The organism is Shimia biformata (genome assembly GCF_016888515.1).
Classification (GTDB): domain Bacteria; phylum Pseudomonadota; class Alphaproteobacteria; order Rhodobacterales; family Rhodobacteraceae; genus Shimia_A; species Shimia_A biformata.
Genome location: NZ_JAFEJK010000001.1, coordinates 940,106 through 956,517, shown reverse-complemented (window position 1 = coordinate 956,517; position 16,412 = coordinate 940,106). Strand labels below are relative to the sequence as shown.

The following is a 16,412-nucleotide window of genomic DNA, read 5'->3' as shown; positions in this document are numbered from 1 at the left end:
TCACGCGGCGCCCGTGGGCAGCCACATCTTCTCCAGCTGGTAGAATTCGCGCACTTCCGGGCGGAAAACATGAACAATCACGTCACCCGTGTCGATCAGCACCCAGTCACCGGCATCCTTGCCTTCGACCTTGGACAGGCGGCCGAACTCGGCCTTCAGCCGCTCAACCAGCTTTTCCGAGATCGCGGCAACCTGGCGGGACGAGCGCCCCGAGCAGACCACCATGTAATCGCCAATCGCCGACTTGCCACGCAAGTCGATCTCGACGATGTCCTCGGCCTTGTCTTCGGAAAGTGAGGTCAGGATGCGCGCAAGCAGTGCCTCGCTTGTCGCGTCTGTCGGAACGGCCATCATGGGCGCTCCATCGTCGGCGGCTTTGGCCGCGTCCATTGAGAGAGACAGGACAGTGTCCTCCTTCGCTGCACGCCGCAAATCCCCGGCGCCGGGATAGGTGAAAGGTAACAACAGGGGGGTGACAATTCAATGAACCGAACGCAGCGGAAGACGAAAGTGTCACCGATCTGCATCCGCAGGCTTCCGCTCGAGAGCCGGTTCTGCGGACGGCCGACATTGGCCTGTTGACAAACGCCGCAAGATGAATTGATAATTTATTATCGTTTTACATTAAAAATTGATCCAACGAGAGAAAACCCCATGTCTCCATTATCCCTTCGCTTCCGCCGTGTCGCCACCATTTTGCGGGCGATCTGCATTGCTGGCATCGTCGCGTTCATCCTGATGGGTGCGCACGTCCTTTTGGAGTCCTTGCTCCGCGGGGATGTGAACGGCGCAGGAGGGGCCTCAGACGCAACCGCCAGCACTTCGGGTCTGATCCTGCTCACGGTCTGGACCCTTGTCGCGACCGGAGCCAATATCGCCGTTCTGTGGTTCACTGCACGTCTCTTTGGCGTCTACGCTACAGCCGACCCCTTGTCCGAGACCGCCGCCCGCCTGATCCGCTCTATCGCACTCGCACTTTTTGCAAAGGGAGTGATCTCGATCCTGTCGCCCACTGTGTTCAGCTTGATCGAAAGCCTGTCCGCCACCCCCGGCACCAGGCGCCTGGTGATCTCATTCGGCGACATGCAGGCGGGTTTCCTGCTGGCGGCAGCGTTGATATGGGTCATCGGTACCGCGATGTCCGAAGCTGCCCGCGCAGCGGCCGAGAACAGGGGGTTCGTCTGATGCAAATCGTGGTGCGCCTGGACGTGATGCTGGCCCTGCGCAAGATGCGCTCTCGCGAACTGGCGGATCGCATTGGCATTACCGAACAAAATCTGAGCCTTTTGAAATCAGGCCGCGTCAAAGGGGTGCGATTCGAGACATTGGCGCGTATCTGCGAGGTGCTTGAGTGCCAGCCCGGAGACCTGCTGGAGGCAGTGCCCGATCAATCCTGAGCGTCGCCTTCCGGCATCAGGTCCAGCCCCGCTTGCCGCGTTTCCAACCGTGACCCTTCCAGCATCTTGACCTCGCGTTGCGGGAAGGGGATCGAGATGCCGCTTTCCTGAAACGCATCCCACAGCGCCAGATAGACATTTCCGCGGATATTGGTCAGCCCCTGGGTTGGGTCTTCGATCCAGAACCGCAGCACGTAGTCCACACTTGAATCGCCGAACCCGACGATATGGCAAACCGGGGCCAATGGCGCGGTCAGGACACGGTTTACCCCCGCCGCCGCATTGATCGCGATTTTTCTGACAGCATGGGGATCGTCGTCGTAAGCCGTGCCGAAGAAGATATCGAGCCGCACGAATGAGTTTGAGTGCGACCAGTTTACCACCTGACCGGTAATCAGGTCTTCATTCGGGATCAGGTATTCCCGCCCGTCCCGCGTAACCACCGAAACATATCGGGCACCAAGCGAGTTGATCCAGCCAAAGGTCTCGCCCAGCGAAATGACGTCGCCGGGTTTGATCGACTTGTCCAGAAGAATAATGATGCCCGAGACAAGGTTCGACACGACTTTCTGAAAGCCGAAACCGATACCGACGCCGATGGCACCAGACAGGAAGGCGATACCGGTCAGGTCGAAGCCGACGAATTTCAGGCTGATGAAGAAGGCCAGACCATAAAACACCACCTGCGCGGTCTTGCTGGCCAACACCTGCATCGAAGGTGACAGGGATTCGTTTTTCTTCAAGCCGCTGGACGCCTGGTTCGACAGGAACCGCGCCGCGGCAAACGCGAGGCCCAGAACCACCCCGGCTTGCACCACCATCCAGAGCGAGATCCGCATGTCGCCGATTTCGACCGCGGCGCTGTCCATGACCTGGCTGGCCTCGTCGGACAGACCTAAGAGGTTCAGCGTGACCCAGATCCAAGCGCCATAGCGCAGAACGGTGCGCAGAAAGGCGTTCTGTACCAGCCGCGTGACCAGAACCACGATCAGCCACGCGGTGGCGAGGTTGGCCAGGGCAGCCAGCAGATAGGACCGGCTGGGCCAGGTGATTTCGCGCATCAGGAACACGGTCAGCCAGATCAGCACGACAAAGAAGATCAGCGCCATACGGCGATGCACCATCACCAGATAACGGTATCTCCACTTCGGCCAGCCTTCGCGTTCGCGCAGCCACTCATAGAACCGTGGTTTGACCAACCGCGCAATCAGCAGGGATATCGCCAACAGACCCAGGGCGATGGCGACCTGGTAGGCATTCCAGGGTCGCAGCAGATCCAGCGCAAACGCCTGTGCCTGCCCCCAGACTCCGATAGCGATTTCCTGCGGGTTCTGCTGAACGGTTTCGGTGGCCGCTGCCGCGACCTCTTCGACTGTCTTGGTTTGCTCGTCCGCCATGCCGTTCCTTCTCTAACTGAAAGGTGACACGACCGATTGTGCGTCGGCAAGGATAATCCAGCGACGGCCAGCCGTGTCACCCGAGATCACATTTTCCAGACTTGCGCGCTTTCCCTTGCGAGACTCGGGCCAAAGCGGTAATTGACCCGGCATGACACGGATTTTCGACATGGATGACCGCGCCCGGCTGCGCGAACGCTTCTTCGGCGAGTCCCGCTCGGTGCTTGCCCGCCTATAAGCGCGCCCAATCCTGTCACCCTGCCAACCGAATTAGCTACGGGAGAGGACACATGTCCCCCAAAACACTCTATGACAAAATCTGGGATGCCCATGTCGCGCATGAAGCCGATGATGGCACCTGCCTTCTTTATATCGACCGCCACCTCGTTCACGAGGTGACCAGCCCGCAGGCCTTCGAAGGTCTGCGCATGGCGGGCCGCAAGGTGCGGGCACCGGAAAAGACCATCGCGGTACCGGATCACAACGTGCCCACAACCGCGGGCCGTGAAGACCCCGCGCAGATGACCGAGGAAAGCCGCATCCAGGTCGAGGCGCTGGACAAGAACGCCAAGGAGTTTGGCGTGCATTACTACCCGGTCTCTGACGTCCGTCAGGGTATCGTGCATATCGTCGGCCCGGAACAGGGCTGGACCCTGCCCGGCATGACCGTCGTGTGCGGTGACAGCCACACCGCCACCCACGGCGCATTCGGCGCACTGGCGCACGGGATCGGAACCTCGGAAGTTGAACATGTTCTGGCGACCCAGACTCTGATCCAGAAGAAATCGAAGAACATGAAGGTCGAGATCACCGGCAAGCTGAAGCCCGGCGTCACGGCAAAAGACATCACCCTTGCCGTGATCGGCAAGACCGGGACCGCAGGCGGCACCGGCTATGTCATCGAATATTGCGGCGAAGCGATCCGTGACCTGTCGATGGAAGGCCGCATGACCGTCTGTAACATGGCGATCGAAGGCGGCGCACGTGCCGGTCTGATCGCGCCGGACGAGACCACCTTCGAATACGTCAAGGGCCGCCCGCATGCTCCGAAAGGTGCGGCATGGGAACAGGCGCTTGAGTATTGGAAGACACTCTACACCGACGAAGGCGCGCATTTCGACAAGGTCGTCAGCCTGCGCGGCGAAGATATTGAGCCGGTCGTCACCTGGGGCACCAGCCCGGAAGACGTGCTGCCGATCACCGGCGTCGTTCCGAACCCCGAGGACTTCACCGGCGGCAAGGTCGACGCAGCCCGCCGTTCGATTGAATACATGGGCCTGACTCCGGGTCAGAAACTGTCGGATATCGAGATCGACACCGTTTTTATCGGCTCCTGCACCAACGGCCGGATCGAAGACCTGCGTGCCGTGGCCGAGGTGGTCAAAGGCAAGAAGATCAAGGACGGCATGCGTGCCATGATCGTTCCCGGCTCCGGCCTTGTGCGCGCACAGGCCGAGGAAGAAGGCCTGGCCGACATCTTCAAGGAGGCCGGTTTCGAATGGCGTCTGGCTGGATGCTCGATGTGCCTTGCCATGAACCCCGACCAGTTGGCCGAGGGTGAGCGCTGCGCCTCAACCTCGAACCGCAACTTCGAGGGGCGTCAGGGCTACAAGGGCCGGACGCATCTTGTTTCCCCCGCCATGGCTGCCGCCGCCGCGCTGACCGGCAAGCTGACCGACGTGCGTGAGTTGATGTAAGGAATAGACCCATGGAAAAGTTCGAAAAACTGCACGGAATCGCGGCCCCCATGCCGCTGGTCAACATCGACACCGACATGATCATCCCCAAGGTGTTCCTGAAGTCGATCCAGCGCACCGGGTTCGGCAAGAACCTGTTTGACGAGATGCGCTATAACCGCGACGGCACCGAGATCGAGGATTTCGTGCTGAACAAGCCGCAATACCGCGACGCCGAGATCCTGATCGCGGGCGACAATTTCGGTTGCGGCTCCAGCCGCGAGCACGCGCCTTGGGCGATCGCTGATTTCGGCATCAAGTGCATCGTGTCGACCTCGTTTGCCGATATCTTCTTCAACAACTGCTTCAAGAACGGCATCCTGCCGGTGGTTCTGCCTCAGGAACAGGTCGACATCCTGATGAAAGATGCCGAGAAGGGGGCGAACGCCCGCATGACGGTGGACCTGGAAGCGCAGGAAATCACCACGTCGGACGGCGAAGTGATCTCTTTCGAAGTGGATGCCTTTAAGAAACACTGCCTGCTTGAGGGGCTCGACGATATCGGACTGACGATGGAAAAATCCGCGTCAATCGACGCCTTTGAAGCCAAGGCCGCAGCCGAGCGCCCCTGGGCCTGAGGCGGAAATAAGGCGGAAATATGACGGGTCGCCGGGTGATCGGTGGCCCGTTTTCTGTTGTCTGACGCGCGGTCGCAGAATGCTGTCAAAGTGTTTCGCCGACACTAGTCACAGCGCAACCGCACCACACCATATCTGGTAGAGACATGGAAAATAGGCGCTTTTTTGGCCTTACTCGTGATGCAATCGCGCACCACTTTTGGCGCCTCGACCCCGCTTTTTGGGGCACGCACGCAACAACCTCTTGAGCGCTTGGGTCAAAGCGGGCAGGATTAAGGCAAGAATGAGGCAGCCCCGATAACATTCGGGATCAAGTTGGGACACGCTCGCGGCAACGTATCGCGGGGGACCAGGTTGAGGGAAAACGAGCAAGTGTTTGCAAAACTGACAAGCGCCCTGACACGGGCGATTCTGGTGGCCCTTTTGTTGGCCATACCTGCGATTTTGTTGCCCAGCGTCAGTCCGGATGCAGTGCAGATCGTTCTGTTCTTTGCAGTCTTCGCCTCTGTTCTGGTCTTCATCGAGTATTTCTCGACCTATCCGTCCATCGTTGAGTTTCGCTTTGCACCGCCGTTCAATCGCATTCGCTTCATCGCGATTTTCCTGTGCGTCTTCACCCTGTCGCTGATTGCGCGCGGAGAAATGGCCCCCAGCACGATCACGGGATTTCTGACCCGGCTTGGTATCGTGGTCGGCAACCTGATCGATATTCCCTATTCGCCAGTCCACCTTATGGTAATCATGCTGCCCGACAACGCCTCGCCCGAGCTGGTCCAATCAGTCAGGGTCGCGTCCGGGATCAGCTATTTCGTGTCGCTTGCAGCGCTGGCAGTGTTCTTTTTCTATGTCCGGATCCTGGGCTGGCCCGCCCGCAATGGCGCGTTCAATGTCTGGGTCAACCTGCCACTTTTTGATCCCACCGCAGGCGGCGATGTACTGCCGCGGCTGCAACGCGATGCACGTCTTAACATTGCGTTAGGGTTTCTCATGCCATTCCTGATCCCGGCGGTCATCCAGATGATGTCGGACCTTATCAATCCGATCTACCTGGACGATCCGATGACACTGATCTGGACGATAAGCGCATGGGCCTTCATTCCCGTCAGCATGATCATGCGCGGCATCGCGATGGGGCGCGTGGCCGAACTGATCGACGAAAACCGCCGTCGCGCCTATGCCGCAGCGCAGGCATTGCAACTGGTCTGATACCCGTTGTCCTGACAGCTCTGTGGGCGCTGATCGCCGCCCCGGTTGCTGCACAGTCATTGCGCATCGCCACTTTCGACACCGAGCTTTATGCCAAGGGCCCGGGTCAGATGCTGGCCGCGATCAACAAGCGCGCGCCTCAGGTGATGAATGTCGCCCGCCGCATCGCCGCCAACCGCCCCGACGTTATCCTTGTCCTAGGCATCGATCTGGACGCCGAAAGACACGGCATTCACGCGCTGGCAAACCTCATTGGCGCCGAAGGTCATGATTTGCCTCACCGCATCGTCGCCGGGTCGAACCGTGGGCTGGCCTCTGGCGGCGACCTCGACGACGACGGACGCACCGACGGCCCAGGCGACAATCAGGGTTTCGCGCGATTTCGAGGGCAGAACGGCATGGCGATCCTGTCGCGGTATCCGCTGGCGGGCGCGATCACCGATCACAGCGGACTTTTGTGGAACGCCATGCCCGGCGATGGCGCAACAGTTCTGCCACAGGCGGCGCGGGCTGTGCAGCGGCTGGCTTCAAACGGGTTCTGGCAGGTGCCCATATCCTTGCCGTGGGGCGACAAGTTGACACTTTTGACATTGGATGCCTCTCCCCCTGTGTTTGACGGCCCCGAGGATCGGAACGGATTGCGCAATGCAGATGAGGTGCGGTTCTGGCGGCTTGTACTGGACGGTGCCATTGCCCCGCCACCAGATGGTCCGTTTGTCATCCTCGGCAACGCAAACCTCGACCCCCGGAAGGGCGAAGGAAGAAGAGAGGCGATTGAGGCTCTGCTGGAAGATCCCCGGCTCACCGACCCTCTTCCGCAAAACGACAAGGGCGGTCTTGATACGGTGAACTGGCCTTCGCCCGGTCCGGGACCGATGCGCGTCGACTATGTGTTGCCCTCACGCGACTTGCTGGTCGTAGCAAGCGGCCAAGACACACCCGATGAACGCCCCAAACCCGGTGAAAGGGCCACGCGACACCGCCTTGTGTGGGTGGATGTCACGTGGCCCTGAACCAACGTTGGGTTTTCAGGCACGTGCCGGGTCGCCCGAAGGCAATGTCCCTTTGGGCAACTCTGCCGTCACCACCTGATCGAGCGGTGTCGAGCGGAACCCCGGAATCAGACGATCGAATTTCGCCGCCGACAAGCTGTGGTCCAGATCACTGAGATAACGCATCTCCCAGATCTCGCGCCCCAGCCGCCAGAACGGACGCACCACACCCACTGCCCACCAAGGAAAGGCAGACACCCGCATCGCCCGCCCCAGGCGGCGTGACATCACGTCCCGCAACTCATTCGGGGTGAAGGTATGGCCGGGAAAGGGCACATCTTCGAAAGGGGCAAGCTCGGCGCGTTTCTCAGCCAGCATCACCATCGCCTGCGCGACATCCGGCAGGTAGGCATAGGCGTGGCGCTTGTCAGCGCCGCCTAACCGCGTCAGTCGCCCCTTGTGCGCTTTTCCTGCAACCAGGATGCCGAACAGCGTGGTGCCCAGCGCATCGGGATCGATGAAATCTCCGGCACGCAACAGGATCGTGCGAACGCCGTCCCGTGCTGCCGCACGATAGGCCGATTCCATTTCGATCCGAACGCGCCCCTTCTTGGTGCTGGCACGATGAGGGGTGGTCTCATCCCAGACCCCGGGGTGATCGCCGAAGACATAGACATTTCCCGGTACGATCACAGTTGCACCGCTGGCCTTTGCTGCGGCGATCACCTGATCGGTGATACGGGGAATCTGGACCTCCCACCGGTCGTAATTCGGCGGGTTCAGACCATTCACGATGACATCCACGCCTGTCGCGTCCTGCACCAGGTTGCCCGCTTCGCGGTCGAAAAGACGCACCTGCCACCCTGCCGCACGAAAGGCCCGCGCCGCATGGCGCCCGACGTTTCCACTGGCGCCCAAGATCAGAACCGTTCCCGTCATGTCACATCCTCCGTTGATCGTGATGCCACAACGCTACCCCATTCACATTTGTTGCAATATTCGTCAAAATCCTTGATCGAACATTCATTTATTTAGAGGCAAATCATGGCATCCCCTGATTGGTCCCTGATCCGCAGCTTTCTTGCTGTCGCCGAACACGGCTCGTTCTCGGCCGCTGCACGAGACATCGGGATCAGCCAGCCAACCATCGGCCGCCACATCCGCGAATTGGAAGCGGTGCTGGGTCTCGATCTGTTTCAGCGCGAAAGCCACGGCCAAAGCCTGACACCGGAAGGGATCACACTGCTGGACAAGGCGCGCGACATGCAGACCGCGGCCAAGGCGCTGGAACTTGCCGCGGAAGGCCAAAGCGCGGGCACCACGGGCACCGTACGTATTACCGCCTCGGTGGTGGTGTCGCATTTCCTTCTGCCGCCTATCCTGGCGCGGCTGCGCACCACACATCCCGGCATCCAGATCGAGCTTGTGCCCTCGGATCTGCCCGAGAACCTGCTGTTCCGTGAAGCGGACATCGCCATACGTATGTTCCGTCCGACCCAGCTGGACATTGTCACAGCCCATGTCGCCGACCAGGAAATCGGGCTTTATGCATCGCATGACTATCTGGCACGCCGGGGAACACCGCAAACCCTGACGGATTTCATGGATCACGAGATCGTCGGCTTCGACCGCAGCGCGTTGATGATCCGTACGATGAAAGAGGTCGGCCTTGAGGTCACGCGCGACTTCTTCCCCGTGCGCTGCGACGATCAGGCAGCATTCTGGCACCTTGTCGTTGCGGGCTGTGGCATCGGAGGGATGCAGACCGCCATTGGCGACGCAGAACCGCGTGTTGTCCGCATCCTGCGCGACTTTCCCCTGCCGTCGCTGCCGCTTTGGTTGGCCGCGCCGCAAGCAATCCGCCACAGCCCCCGCATTCAGCTTGTCTGGGACGCTCTGACCGCCGGATTCCGTGCGCCACTTCCTTGATCTTTCCTGATCCTAACGCTAGGGCAGAGCCAAGCAATCAAACGAGGACATCCGCATGAGCAACCCTTCGCTTCTCATCCTGCCCGGTGACGGGATCGGCCCAGAGGTCATGGCCGAGGTGCGCCGTGTCATTGACTGGTTCGGCGACAAGCGCGGCCTGAAATTTGACGTGAGCGAAGACCTTGTCGGCGGCTGCGCTTATGACAAGCACGGCACACCCCTGCATGACGACACGATGGCCAAGGCGCTGTCTGTCGACGCGGTGCTTCTGGGGGCCGTTGGCGGCCCGAAATACGATCAGCTTGATTTCTCGGTCAAACCCGAACGCGGCCTGCTGCGCCTGCGCAAGGAAATGGACCTTTACGCCAACCTGCGTCCCGCCCAATGTTTTGACGCGCTGGCCGACTTCTCGTCCCTGAAAAAGGATGTGGTCGCCGGGCTGGACATCGTGATCGTCCGCGAACTGACCTCGGGTATCTATTTCGGAGAACCGCGCGGCATCATCGAGGAAGGCAACGAACGCGTGGGCATCAACACCCAGCGTTATACCGAGTCCGAGATCGCCCGCGTTGCACGTTCTGCATTCGAACTGGCCCGCCGCCGTGGCAACAAGGTCTGCTCGATGGAGAAGGCCAACGTCATGGAGTCGGGCATCCTGTGGCGCGATGTCGTGACCGAGGTGCATCAGGCCGAATACCCGGATGTAGAACTCAGCCACATGTATGCCGATGCCGGTGCGATGCAGCTGTGCCGCTGGCCCAAGCAGTTCGACGTGATCGTCACCGACAACCTGTTCGGCGATCTTCTGTCGGATGCCGCGGCGATGCTGACAGGTTCGCTTGGCATGCTGCCTTCGGCCAGCCTTGGTGCGCCGCGCGAAAACGGCCGCCCGATGGCGCTTTATGAGCCCGTGCATGGCTCGGCGCCCGACATTGCCGGTCAAGGCAAGGCGAACCCGATCGCCTGTATCCTCAGCTTCGCCATGGCGCTGCGCTATTCCTTCGATGCCGGCGACGAGGCGACACGTCTTGAACAGGCCATCGAAGCGGTGCTGGCCGATGGCTATCGCACCGCCGACCTTCTAGGCGAAGAAGGGGTTGAACCAGTCTCGACCTCGGGCATGGGCGACGCGATCCTGAAAGCACTTGACGCCAGCCTCTGAGCGCCCCGTCACAGCAATCGGAAAAAGGCGCGAGGCTTCGACCCTCGCGCCTTTTTTGTCCCACCAGCCCGTCCCTGCCCTTTACCTGCCCAAAAAATTGCGGAAGGGTCGCCTCATTGCATTGAAAGTGATCTCGCATGACAGCCAGCACCGCAAAAGGAAACAGCCAGGGCGCGCTTTTTGCGCTGCTCGCCTTTGGCATTTTCTCGGCCCATGACGTGTTCATCAAGACGCTGGGCGGGTCTTACGCGCCGATGCAAATTCTGTTCTTCTCGGGCCTTCTCAGCTTCCCGCTGATGACATTGATGCTGATCGGGGACTCGACAAAGGACCACGTGCGCCCCGCCCATCCCTGGTGGCTGGCCTTGCGGTGCCTGGCGATGCTGGTGTCTGCAACTGCGGGTTTCTACGCGGTGGCCAACCTGCCACTTGCGCAGTTTTACGCCATCATCTTCGCCACGCCGCTTCTGATCACCGTCCTGTCGATCCCGATCCTGGGTGAAACGGTGCGCCTGCGCCGCTGGGCTGCGGTCATCGTCGGTCTTTGCGGCGTGATGATCGTCCTGCGCCCCGGCTCCGCGGAACTGGGGGCGGGGCACCTTGCCGCGCTGTTCTGTGCCATGGGTGGGGCGACGAATTCGGTCGTGGTGCGCAAGATCGGCCGGGACGAACGCGCCGTGGTGCTGATGCTTTACCCGATGCTGGTCAGTTTCCTGGTCCTCGGCGCGACATTGCCCTTTGTCTACAAACCCATGCCGATCCAGCATCTTGGCCTGATGGCGCTGATCGCGGCGTTTTCCTTCGTCGCCATGCTGTGCCTGATCCGCGCCTACCGGTTCGGAGAGGCGGTCATCGTCGCGCCCATGCAGTATTCCCAGATCCTCTGGGCCATCCTCTATGGCGCGCTATTTTTCGGCGAAACACTGGACCCCGCTACCATCGTTGGCGCGTCTGTGGTGATCGCGAGTGGTCTCTATATCCTGTTCCGCGAAAGTCAGGGCAGTTCGTCGGCGAACAAGCCCGTCCTGCGCTCGCGATCGCGCGAGGCAACGGGATCTTCCCTGCGCGTCAGCTCGATGCTGCGACGCGGGGGCTATGAAACGATGGACGACTGACGTCGCAAATATTTGCCACAAACATCTTGCCAATCCCCGCCGCACCAGCTAATCCCGCGCCACACGGTCGGAGTGTAGCTCAGCCTGGTAGAGCACTGTCTTCGGGAGGCAGGGGCCGGAGGTTCGAATCCTCTCACTCCGACCAATGAAACAAGGCGCCCGCGGGCGCCTTTGTTGTTTGTAAGACAGTGATCCGAGGTTTGTTGAATACACTGTTCGCTGAGACTGTTCCTTTCACTGACAGCGGCCCCCCCCCGAACACGGGAGGAAGATGCCGGATTGTCTAAATAACTAGGAGCAAAAGCTACGCCGCGATGGTCGTTCTATTTCATGACCAGCATGAGAGTGCTGATCATGAGGAACAAGACCGTCAACCACTTGAGATGCCGCGCCCTCAGTATCCGAGCCATGATGACGCCGGACAGCGTTCCGCCCACCGTCGGCAGCGCCAAGGCCGTGACTGTTGGCGCCAGCGTATCCGACACGCCAACGAACAGCGCCTGAAATCCAAGCGCGATTGGATAGGACAAAAGGAATGTCACCAGGGTTGTGGCGCGCACGATGTTCGGGTCGCTCTTGATGGCGGTCACATAAGCCGCAACCGGGGGCCCGGGCATCGCCAGCGCCGCGTTGAGAACTCCACAGAAGACGCCGACGACGCCACGACGTCGCGCCGAGTCGGTCTGGAAGAACGGGTAGCGTGCCAGAACGCCGGTCGCGATGACCGTCATCGCACCAACAACCACCGCCGCGAATAGTTTGAGGTTGTCCAGCGTCAGGTTGAGGTAGGCCAAGGCACCAATTGGGGTTCCAAGACAGACCCCTGCAAAAAGCGGGCGCAGCAGCCGCCAGTTCACAAGTGGCAGGGTGATCGGCGCAAGCAGCAGAGCGATCAGGAAGCTCAGGACAATGGACACCTGGATCGCCCCGGCGCTGGCCATGGTAACAAGCAGGATCGGCCCGGCGATCACGCCGAAACCGATACCTGTCACCGCCTGCAAAAGCGATGCGGCAAACACCGCGCCAACCAGAAGGGGCGGCACGATGCCGGGATCAAGAAAACTCAGCATGACTAGAGCTGATCAGGAAAACACGACCTGAACGTCGGTATATTCCTCAAGCCCTTCCTGGCCGAATTCGACACCAACGCCGGATTGCTTGACTCCGCCAAATGGGGCGTTGGGCTGGATCGCACCGTGCTTGTTGATCCAGACCGAGCCGCACTCCATGCGAGAAGCAACCTGACGGGCGGTGGTGACATCGCGGCTCCAGACTGATCCACCCAACCCATTGGGGTTGTCATTGGCCTTTTCGATCACCTCGTCGATGTCGCGGAAGCGGATGATCGGCAGGGCGGGGCCGAATTGTTCCTCGTCGACCAGCCGGTCGCCATTGTCGAGATCGGCAATGATGGTGAGCGGGAAGAAATAGCCCTTTTTCTTGCCGCCCCGCACAGGCGCATCACCTCCCAGAAGCACCCGCCCTTTGCCACGCGCATCGGCAACAAGGTCGCTGACGATCTCGTATTGGCGCAGGTTCTGCACCGGCCCCAGCATGGCCGCCTCGTCGGTGCCGACCCCCATGGGCATCTTGCGGGCGAACTTGACCAGCTCCTCGCAGACGTCCTCGTAGACATCGTCATGCACATAGAGCCGTTTCAGCGCCGCGCAGGTCTGGCCGCCATTGATGAAAGCACCCCAGAACAGCCCTTCGGCGATCTGTTTCGGATCCACGTCGGGCAGGACGATACCGGCATCGTTGCCGCCCAGTTCCAGCGTCATTCGCTTCATGGTGTCGGCTGCGGACGCATAGATTTTCTTACCCGTTGAGCAGGAGCCGGTGAAAACGATCTTGCCGATGTCCGGGTGGCTGGTCATCTGCGGGCCAAGATCATCGTCGCCGGTGATGCAATTGACCACGCCGCGTGGCAGAACCTCGTTCATCAGTTCGACCAGCCGTAGTGTCGTGAGTGGTGTATAGGGCGAGGGTTTGCAGACCACCGCATTGCCCGCCAGAACCGCTGGCACGATATGCCAGATGGCGATCATGACGGGGAAGTTCCATGGCAGGATCGAACCGACGACGCCAATCGGCTTGCGGAACAGCTCGACCCGGCCCTCGTTGTTGTCCTGCAAAACCTTGGGCGGCATCGACAGGCTGGCGGTGTATTGCGTCCAGGCGATTGCCCCGCCGATTTCCCAGCGTGAGCCAAGCCCGCCTAGGGGCTTGCCCTGTTCGGCGGTCAGAAGCTGGGCCAGTTCCTCGGCATGGGTCTCGATCCGCTCAGCGATACGGCGGCAGGCGGTCTGACGTTTGCGTTCGATTTCCTTTTCCCAGCTTTTCTGCGCGACGCGGGCGGCACGCACCGCGTCTTCAAGCTGGTCCTTGGTGGCCAGCGGGGCCAGCCCGGCAACCTTTTCCGTGGCCGGGTTCAGCACCTCGAAACATTGTTTTGTGGGCACTTTCTTGCCGTCGATAATCAGGCGAAACGGGTCCATGTCAGGTCTCCTTGCTGCGCTTCTTGGGGCCGTCGTTGCCGTGCCAGTCGCGGAAGTGGTTCTTGTGGGTGTCAAGGTAGGACCCCGGCTTCATATGCTTGTCGTAGAAGTCGAGATCGAGGTGATGCGCCTGAATGAACAGGGTCATCTGGATCGGGTCCACCGTCGCCGGGAACTTGCCATAGGTATCAAAGATATACTGGCACATGTCCTTGACGCACTGGATGCCTTCGGGACTGGCCGGGATAGTAGCGGCGTCAAATTCGGCGTTGGGCGCCGTATGGGGTTTGACCATGCCCTTGGCTTCCCACTCGTCCATGGTCTGAAGCGCGCCTTCAAGCGCCGCATCAACCGCATCGGACATGTTGGCATAGTATGGCGGGCAATAGGCTTCGAACACGCCGTCGCGCCCGACCGGGATCGGGAACGGGTCGGACTTGGACTGGATGAAGCGGAAGCCAAGGCCGCGACAGGCAGGTGTCCCGCCCAGCACCACAGTCGAGGAAAACCCACCATAGACCCAGCCGCCCAAGCCCGTCGCCTGAAGTGTCAGCGCCATGAGCTGCCCCATGAAAGCACCCTCGGCGAGCATCCCGTCCGACAACAGCTTTTCCAGCCGAGACAGGGTCATGACCTTGCGTTTGTTCAACAGGCCATTGTCGACCCATTTCTGGTTTCCGCAGGGCCGCATGCCGTTGCGGTCATCAACGATGTAATAGCCACCAGTGTTCTGAGCATAGCGCCCGGCCTTGCCGTCACACAGGTTGATCATCAGCTTGATGATATCCTTGGTCACGTCGATCACAGGCATGAAGATCGTGGTGCCGGGCATATTCGTAACCCATTGGTTATGCGGCCATATACCAGGCTCAGAAGGCGGCAGGTCCATGCGCCCATCGTCGATCTTCTCGACGAACTCGTCGTAAAACCCCAACAGCTTGTTGCGGTCATCGGCGTTTTCGTATTCGCGCATCTTGCTCATCTTGGCCTGATCCGCCTTGACCACGAACACGCCGTCGTCATTTGTGAAAAACAACCGCGAGCGGTGTGACCCCATTGCCGAGGGGTAAGGTTTGCCGATGGTTTTCACCATCGCGCCGGGCAGATTGGTTTCGGCCAGGATGGGGCCGGTTGTGGCGGTGGCGGCGCCGACCAGCATGGCGGTTTCCAGATCACTGAGGGGATAGGGATCGTATTCAGATTTGTGCTGAAACGGGCCGGACGTCATCTCCATGCCCAGCCCGAACCGCCGGGACCGCCGCCCCATGATGGCGTCAAACAGCGGAAAATCCCACGCCGCCTGCGCCTGCGGCGGCAGGCCCTCGGGTTTGCGGGCGCTCATTGCCCGCCCCCCCGCGCCACGTCACGGCGCACACTGAACAAAAGGCCAAACAGATAGCCCCACGCACCGGGTTTGCGCAGGACCATACCCACGATCCGGCGCAAGTCGGCGTCCGTCATGGTGGTCTCGGCTTCCCAGACACCCATCTTGCCGGTCAGCACGATACCGTCTTCCCGCAAATCCAATTTTTCCAGGTCGAACGAGAACTCGCCCGCAGCTGAATCGATTTTCATGTCGTCCTCCCACCCCTGTTTGTCAGGGGATCATCTTCCAGTAAGCATCTTTCAGGGTGATCAGCCCGTCGCCGATCTCGTAAAGGTCAAACCCCTGGGACTGGCGCCAGCGACCGTCTGGGCCGCAGTATTCCACATCATAGGTTTGCAGCACTGTGTTGCCGCGAAACCGCCAGACCGAGGCAGAGAATTTCGGGCCGTTCGGCATGGCAAAACGGCGCTCCATCTCATTCAGAGCGGCGTCTCGACCATAGACCACCTGACCGTTTGGCAGTTTCCAGGTAAACGCAGGTGACAGGCAGTCCCGAAGGGCCGCAATGTCGCGCGTGGTGAACGCCTCTTCGAAACGGGTAAACAATTTCTTGTGTCCCATCTCGTCGTCCGCCGGCACCGTCAACGGTGCGCGCGCGATTTTCTGTTTGCGCTGGTAGGCACGATTTTCGACGATCTTGAACCCGTTGGCCAGGCGCGGAGCGTTGCCAGAGGCGCCGGTCGGCCGGATGTCTTCCGCCGCCTGTTCAATCGGATTTGCAACGACCCGCGACCTGACAGCCGTCATGGGGTGCGGCTCGGGCGCTGGCACCTGCGCGATATCATCGGCTTCTTGCGAGGTGGCATTATCCAACACACGCAACCCGCCGGGAACAGTCGCGGATTTGGCTTTCTTCCTCGATCTGGGATTCGAACCGGTGCCTGGCATATGCGCTGTCATCCTCTGTTTCGCCTTCCTCCGATCTGCGATGCGAGTCGCTTTTGCAGATTGGGGATTTGCCTAGAAAGTTAGTCAGTCACAGCGACAGGTGTCAAGCAAAATGAATTTGAGTTCA

The 16,412-nt window shown here is 60.4% G+C and carries 17 protein-coding genes and 1 tRNA gene; 10 read left to right on the top strand and 8 right to left on the bottom strand.

Features of this window, described 5'->3' with window-relative positions:
- The gene (rsfS, locus tag JQ863_RS04605) at nt 1–354 is read right to left on the bottom strand and encodes a ribosome silencing factor (RefSeq protein ID WP_420826220.1); all 354 of its coding nucleotides are present in this window, start codon (nt 352–354) and stop codon (nt 1–3) included.
- 300 nt (nt 355–654) lie between these two features.
- Here rsfS and JQ863_RS04600 point away from each other — a divergent pair, with 300 nt between their 5' ends.
- Both JQ863_RS04600 and JQ863_RS04595 read left to right on the top strand, forming a co-directional pair.
- Nucleotides 655–1,185, top strand: a complete 531-nt coding sequence (locus tag JQ863_RS04600; protein ID WP_204113142.1) for a hypothetical protein — start codon at nt 655–657, stop codon at nt 1,183–1,185.
- On the top strand, nt 1,185–1,397 hold the full coding sequence (locus JQ863_RS04595) for a helix-turn-helix domain-containing protein (RefSeq protein ID WP_204113141.1): 213 nt from the start codon (nt 1,185–1,187) through the stop codon (nt 1,395–1,397). The genes JQ863_RS04600 and JQ863_RS04595 overlap by 1 nt, the downstream gene beginning before the upstream one ends.
- On the opposite strand, the gene JQ863_RS04590 is transcribed toward JQ863_RS04595, so the two are convergent.
- Nucleotides 1,388–2,794, bottom strand: a complete 1,407-nt coding sequence (locus JQ863_RS04590) for a mechanosensitive ion channel family protein (RefSeq protein WP_204113140.1) — start codon at nt 2,792–2,794, stop codon at nt 1,388–1,390. The genes JQ863_RS04595 and JQ863_RS04590 overlap by 10 nt on opposite strands.
- Nucleotides 2,795–3,084: 290 nt before the next feature.
- On the opposite strand from JQ863_RS04590, the gene leuC reads away from it, so the two are divergent.
- The 4 genes from leuC to JQ863_RS04570 all read left to right on the top strand — a co-directional run bounded on the left by leuC (nt 3,085) and on the right by JQ863_RS04570 (nt 7,327).
- Nucleotides 3,085–4,491 (top strand): 3-isopropylmalate dehydratase large subunit, encoded by a 1,407-nt coding sequence (leuC, locus tag JQ863_RS04585; protein ID WP_204113139.1) that lies wholly within the window; start codon nt 3,085–3,087, stop codon nt 4,489–4,491.
- 11 nt (nt 4,492–4,502) lie between these two features.
- On the top strand, nt 4,503–5,108 hold the full coding sequence (gene leuD, locus JQ863_RS04580) for a 3-isopropylmalate dehydratase small subunit (RefSeq protein WP_204113138.1): 606 nt from the start codon (nt 4,503–4,505) through the stop codon (nt 5,106–5,108).
- Between the two features lie 447 nt (nt 5,109–5,555).
- A complete protein-coding gene (locus JQ863_RS04575) occupies nt 5,556–6,314 on the top strand; it encodes a hypothetical protein (protein WP_338055485.1) in 759 nt (252 codons plus the stop codon).
- A 59-nt stretch (nt 6,315–6,373) separates the two neighbouring features.
- Nucleotides 6,374–7,327: an endonuclease/exonuclease/phosphatase family protein gene (locus JQ863_RS04570; RefSeq protein ID WP_204115182.1), complete on the top strand. Its 954-nt coding sequence runs from the start codon at nt 6,374–6,376 to the stop codon at nt 7,325–7,327.
- A gap of 15 nt (nt 7,328–7,342) precedes the next feature.
- Here the strand turns inward: JQ863_RS04570 and JQ863_RS04565 are convergent, their stop codons facing one another.
- Complete coding sequence (locus tag JQ863_RS04565) at nt 7,343–8,245, bottom strand: NAD-dependent epimerase/dehydratase family protein (protein WP_204113136.1); 903 nt, start codon at nt 8,243–8,245, stop codon at nt 7,343–7,345.
- 105 nt (nt 8,246–8,350) lie between these two features.
- Between JQ863_RS04565 and JQ863_RS04560 the strand changes: the two genes are divergently transcribed.
- From JQ863_RS04560 to JQ863_RS04545, 4 genes are all read left to right on the top strand, one after another.
- A complete protein-coding gene (locus tag JQ863_RS04560; RefSeq protein ID WP_204113135.1) occupies nt 8,351–9,235 on the top strand; it encodes a LysR family transcriptional regulator in 885 nt (294 codons plus the stop codon).
- 55 nt (nt 9,236–9,290) lie between these two features.
- Nucleotides 9,291–10,397 carry a 3-isopropylmalate dehydrogenase gene (gene leuB / locus JQ863_RS04555; protein ID WP_204113134.1) on the top strand — a complete coding sequence of 369 codons (1,107 nt, stop codon included), beginning with the start codon at nt 9,291–9,293 and terminating at the stop codon, nt 10,395–10,397.
- A 137-nt stretch (nt 10,398–10,534) separates the two neighbouring features.
- Complete coding sequence (locus JQ863_RS04550) at nt 10,535–11,512, top strand: DMT family transporter (RefSeq protein WP_204113133.1); 978 nt, start codon at nt 10,535–10,537, stop codon at nt 11,510–11,512.
- A gap of 68 nt (nt 11,513–11,580) precedes the next feature.
- Nucleotides 11,581–11,657 (top strand) — tRNA-Pro (locus tag JQ863_RS04545).
- 178 nt (nt 11,658–11,835) lie between these two features.
- Here the strand turns inward: JQ863_RS04545 and JQ863_RS04540 are convergent.
- Genes JQ863_RS04540 through JQ863_RS04520 form a run of 5 tightly spaced genes read right to left on the bottom strand, consistent with a single transcriptional unit; the run spans nt 11,836 to nt 16,210 of the window.
- A complete protein-coding gene (locus tag JQ863_RS04540) occupies nt 11,836–12,582 on the bottom strand; it encodes a sulfite exporter TauE/SafE family protein (RefSeq protein WP_204113132.1) in 747 nt (248 codons plus the stop codon).
- Between the two features lie 12 nt (nt 12,583–12,594).
- The gene (locus tag JQ863_RS04535) at nt 12,595–14,010 is read right to left on the bottom strand and encodes an aldehyde dehydrogenase family protein (protein WP_204113131.1); all 1,416 of its coding nucleotides are present in this window, start codon (nt 14,008–14,010) and stop codon (nt 12,595–12,597) included.
- Between the two features lies 1 nt (nt 14,011).
- Entirely contained in the window at nt 14,012–15,352 is a 1,341-nt protein-coding gene (locus JQ863_RS04530) for a hypothetical protein (protein WP_204113130.1), read from the bottom strand.
- Entirely contained in the window at nt 15,349–15,585 is a 237-nt protein-coding gene (locus JQ863_RS04525) for a hypothetical protein (RefSeq protein WP_204113129.1), read from the bottom strand. Before JQ863_RS04525 ends, JQ863_RS04530 begins: the two co-directional genes overlap by 4 nt.
- Before the next feature lie 22 nt (nt 15,586–15,607).
- Nucleotides 15,608–16,210, bottom strand: a complete 603-nt coding sequence (locus JQ863_RS04520) for a nuclear transport factor 2 family protein (RefSeq protein WP_204113128.1) — start codon at nt 16,208–16,210, stop codon at nt 15,608–15,610.
- Between the last annotated feature and the right edge of the window lie 202 nt (nt 16,211–16,412).

What these genes read in the sequence shown, in the direction of transcription:
- JQ863_RS04550 (WP_204113133.1), top strand. Translation starts at nt 10,535, where the DNA reads ATGACAGCCAGCACCGCAAAAGGAAACAGCCAGGGCGCGCTTTTTGCG.
- JQ863_RS04540 (WP_204113132.1), bottom strand. Translation starts at nt 12,582, where the DNA reads ATGCTGAGTTTTCTTGATCCCGGCATCGTGCCGCCCCTTCTGGTTGGC.
- JQ863_RS04525 (WP_204113129.1), bottom strand. Translation starts at nt 15,585, where the DNA reads ATGAAAATCGATTCAGCTGCGGGCGAGTTCTCGTTCGACCTGGAAAAA.
- leuD (WP_204113138.1), top strand. Translation starts at nt 4,503, where the DNA reads ATGGAAAAGTTCGAAAAACTGCACGGAATCGCGGCCCCCATGCCGCTG.
- leuC (WP_204113139.1), top strand. Translation starts at nt 3,085, where the DNA reads ATGTCCCCCAAAACACTCTATGACAAAATCTGGGATGCCCATGTCGCG.
- JQ863_RS04595 (WP_204113141.1), top strand. Translation starts at nt 1,185, where the DNA reads ATGCAAATCGTGGTGCGCCTGGACGTGATGCTGGCCCTGCGCAAGATG.
- JQ863_RS04565 (WP_204113136.1), bottom strand. Translation starts at nt 8,245, where the DNA reads ATGACGGGAACGGTTCTGATCTTGGGCGCCAGTGGAAACGTCGGGCGC.
- JQ863_RS04530 (WP_204113130.1), bottom strand. Translation starts at nt 15,352, where the DNA reads ATGAGCGCCCGCAAACCCGAGGGCCTGCCGCCGCAGGCGCAGGCGGCG.
- JQ863_RS04600 (WP_204113142.1), top strand. Translation starts at nt 655, where the DNA reads ATGTCTCCATTATCCCTTCGCTTCCGCCGTGTCGCCACCATTTTGCGG.
- JQ863_RS04535 (WP_204113131.1), bottom strand. Translation starts at nt 14,010, where the DNA reads ATGGACCCGTTTCGCCTGATTATCGACGGCAAGAAAGTGCCCACAAAA.
- leuB (WP_204113134.1), top strand. Translation starts at nt 9,291, where the DNA reads ATGAGCAACCCTTCGCTTCTCATCCTGCCCGGTGACGGGATCGGCCCA.
- JQ863_RS04590 (WP_204113140.1), bottom strand. Translation starts at nt 2,794, where the DNA reads ATGGCGGACGAGCAAACCAAGACAGTCGAAGAGGTCGCGGCAGCGGCC.
- rsfS (WP_420826220.1), bottom strand. Translation starts at nt 354, where the DNA reads ATGATGGCCGTTCCGACAGACGCGACAAGCGAGGCACTGCTTGCGCGC.
- JQ863_RS04560 (WP_204113135.1), top strand. Translation starts at nt 8,351, where the DNA reads ATGGCATCCCCTGATTGGTCCCTGATCCGCAGCTTTCTTGCTGTCGCC.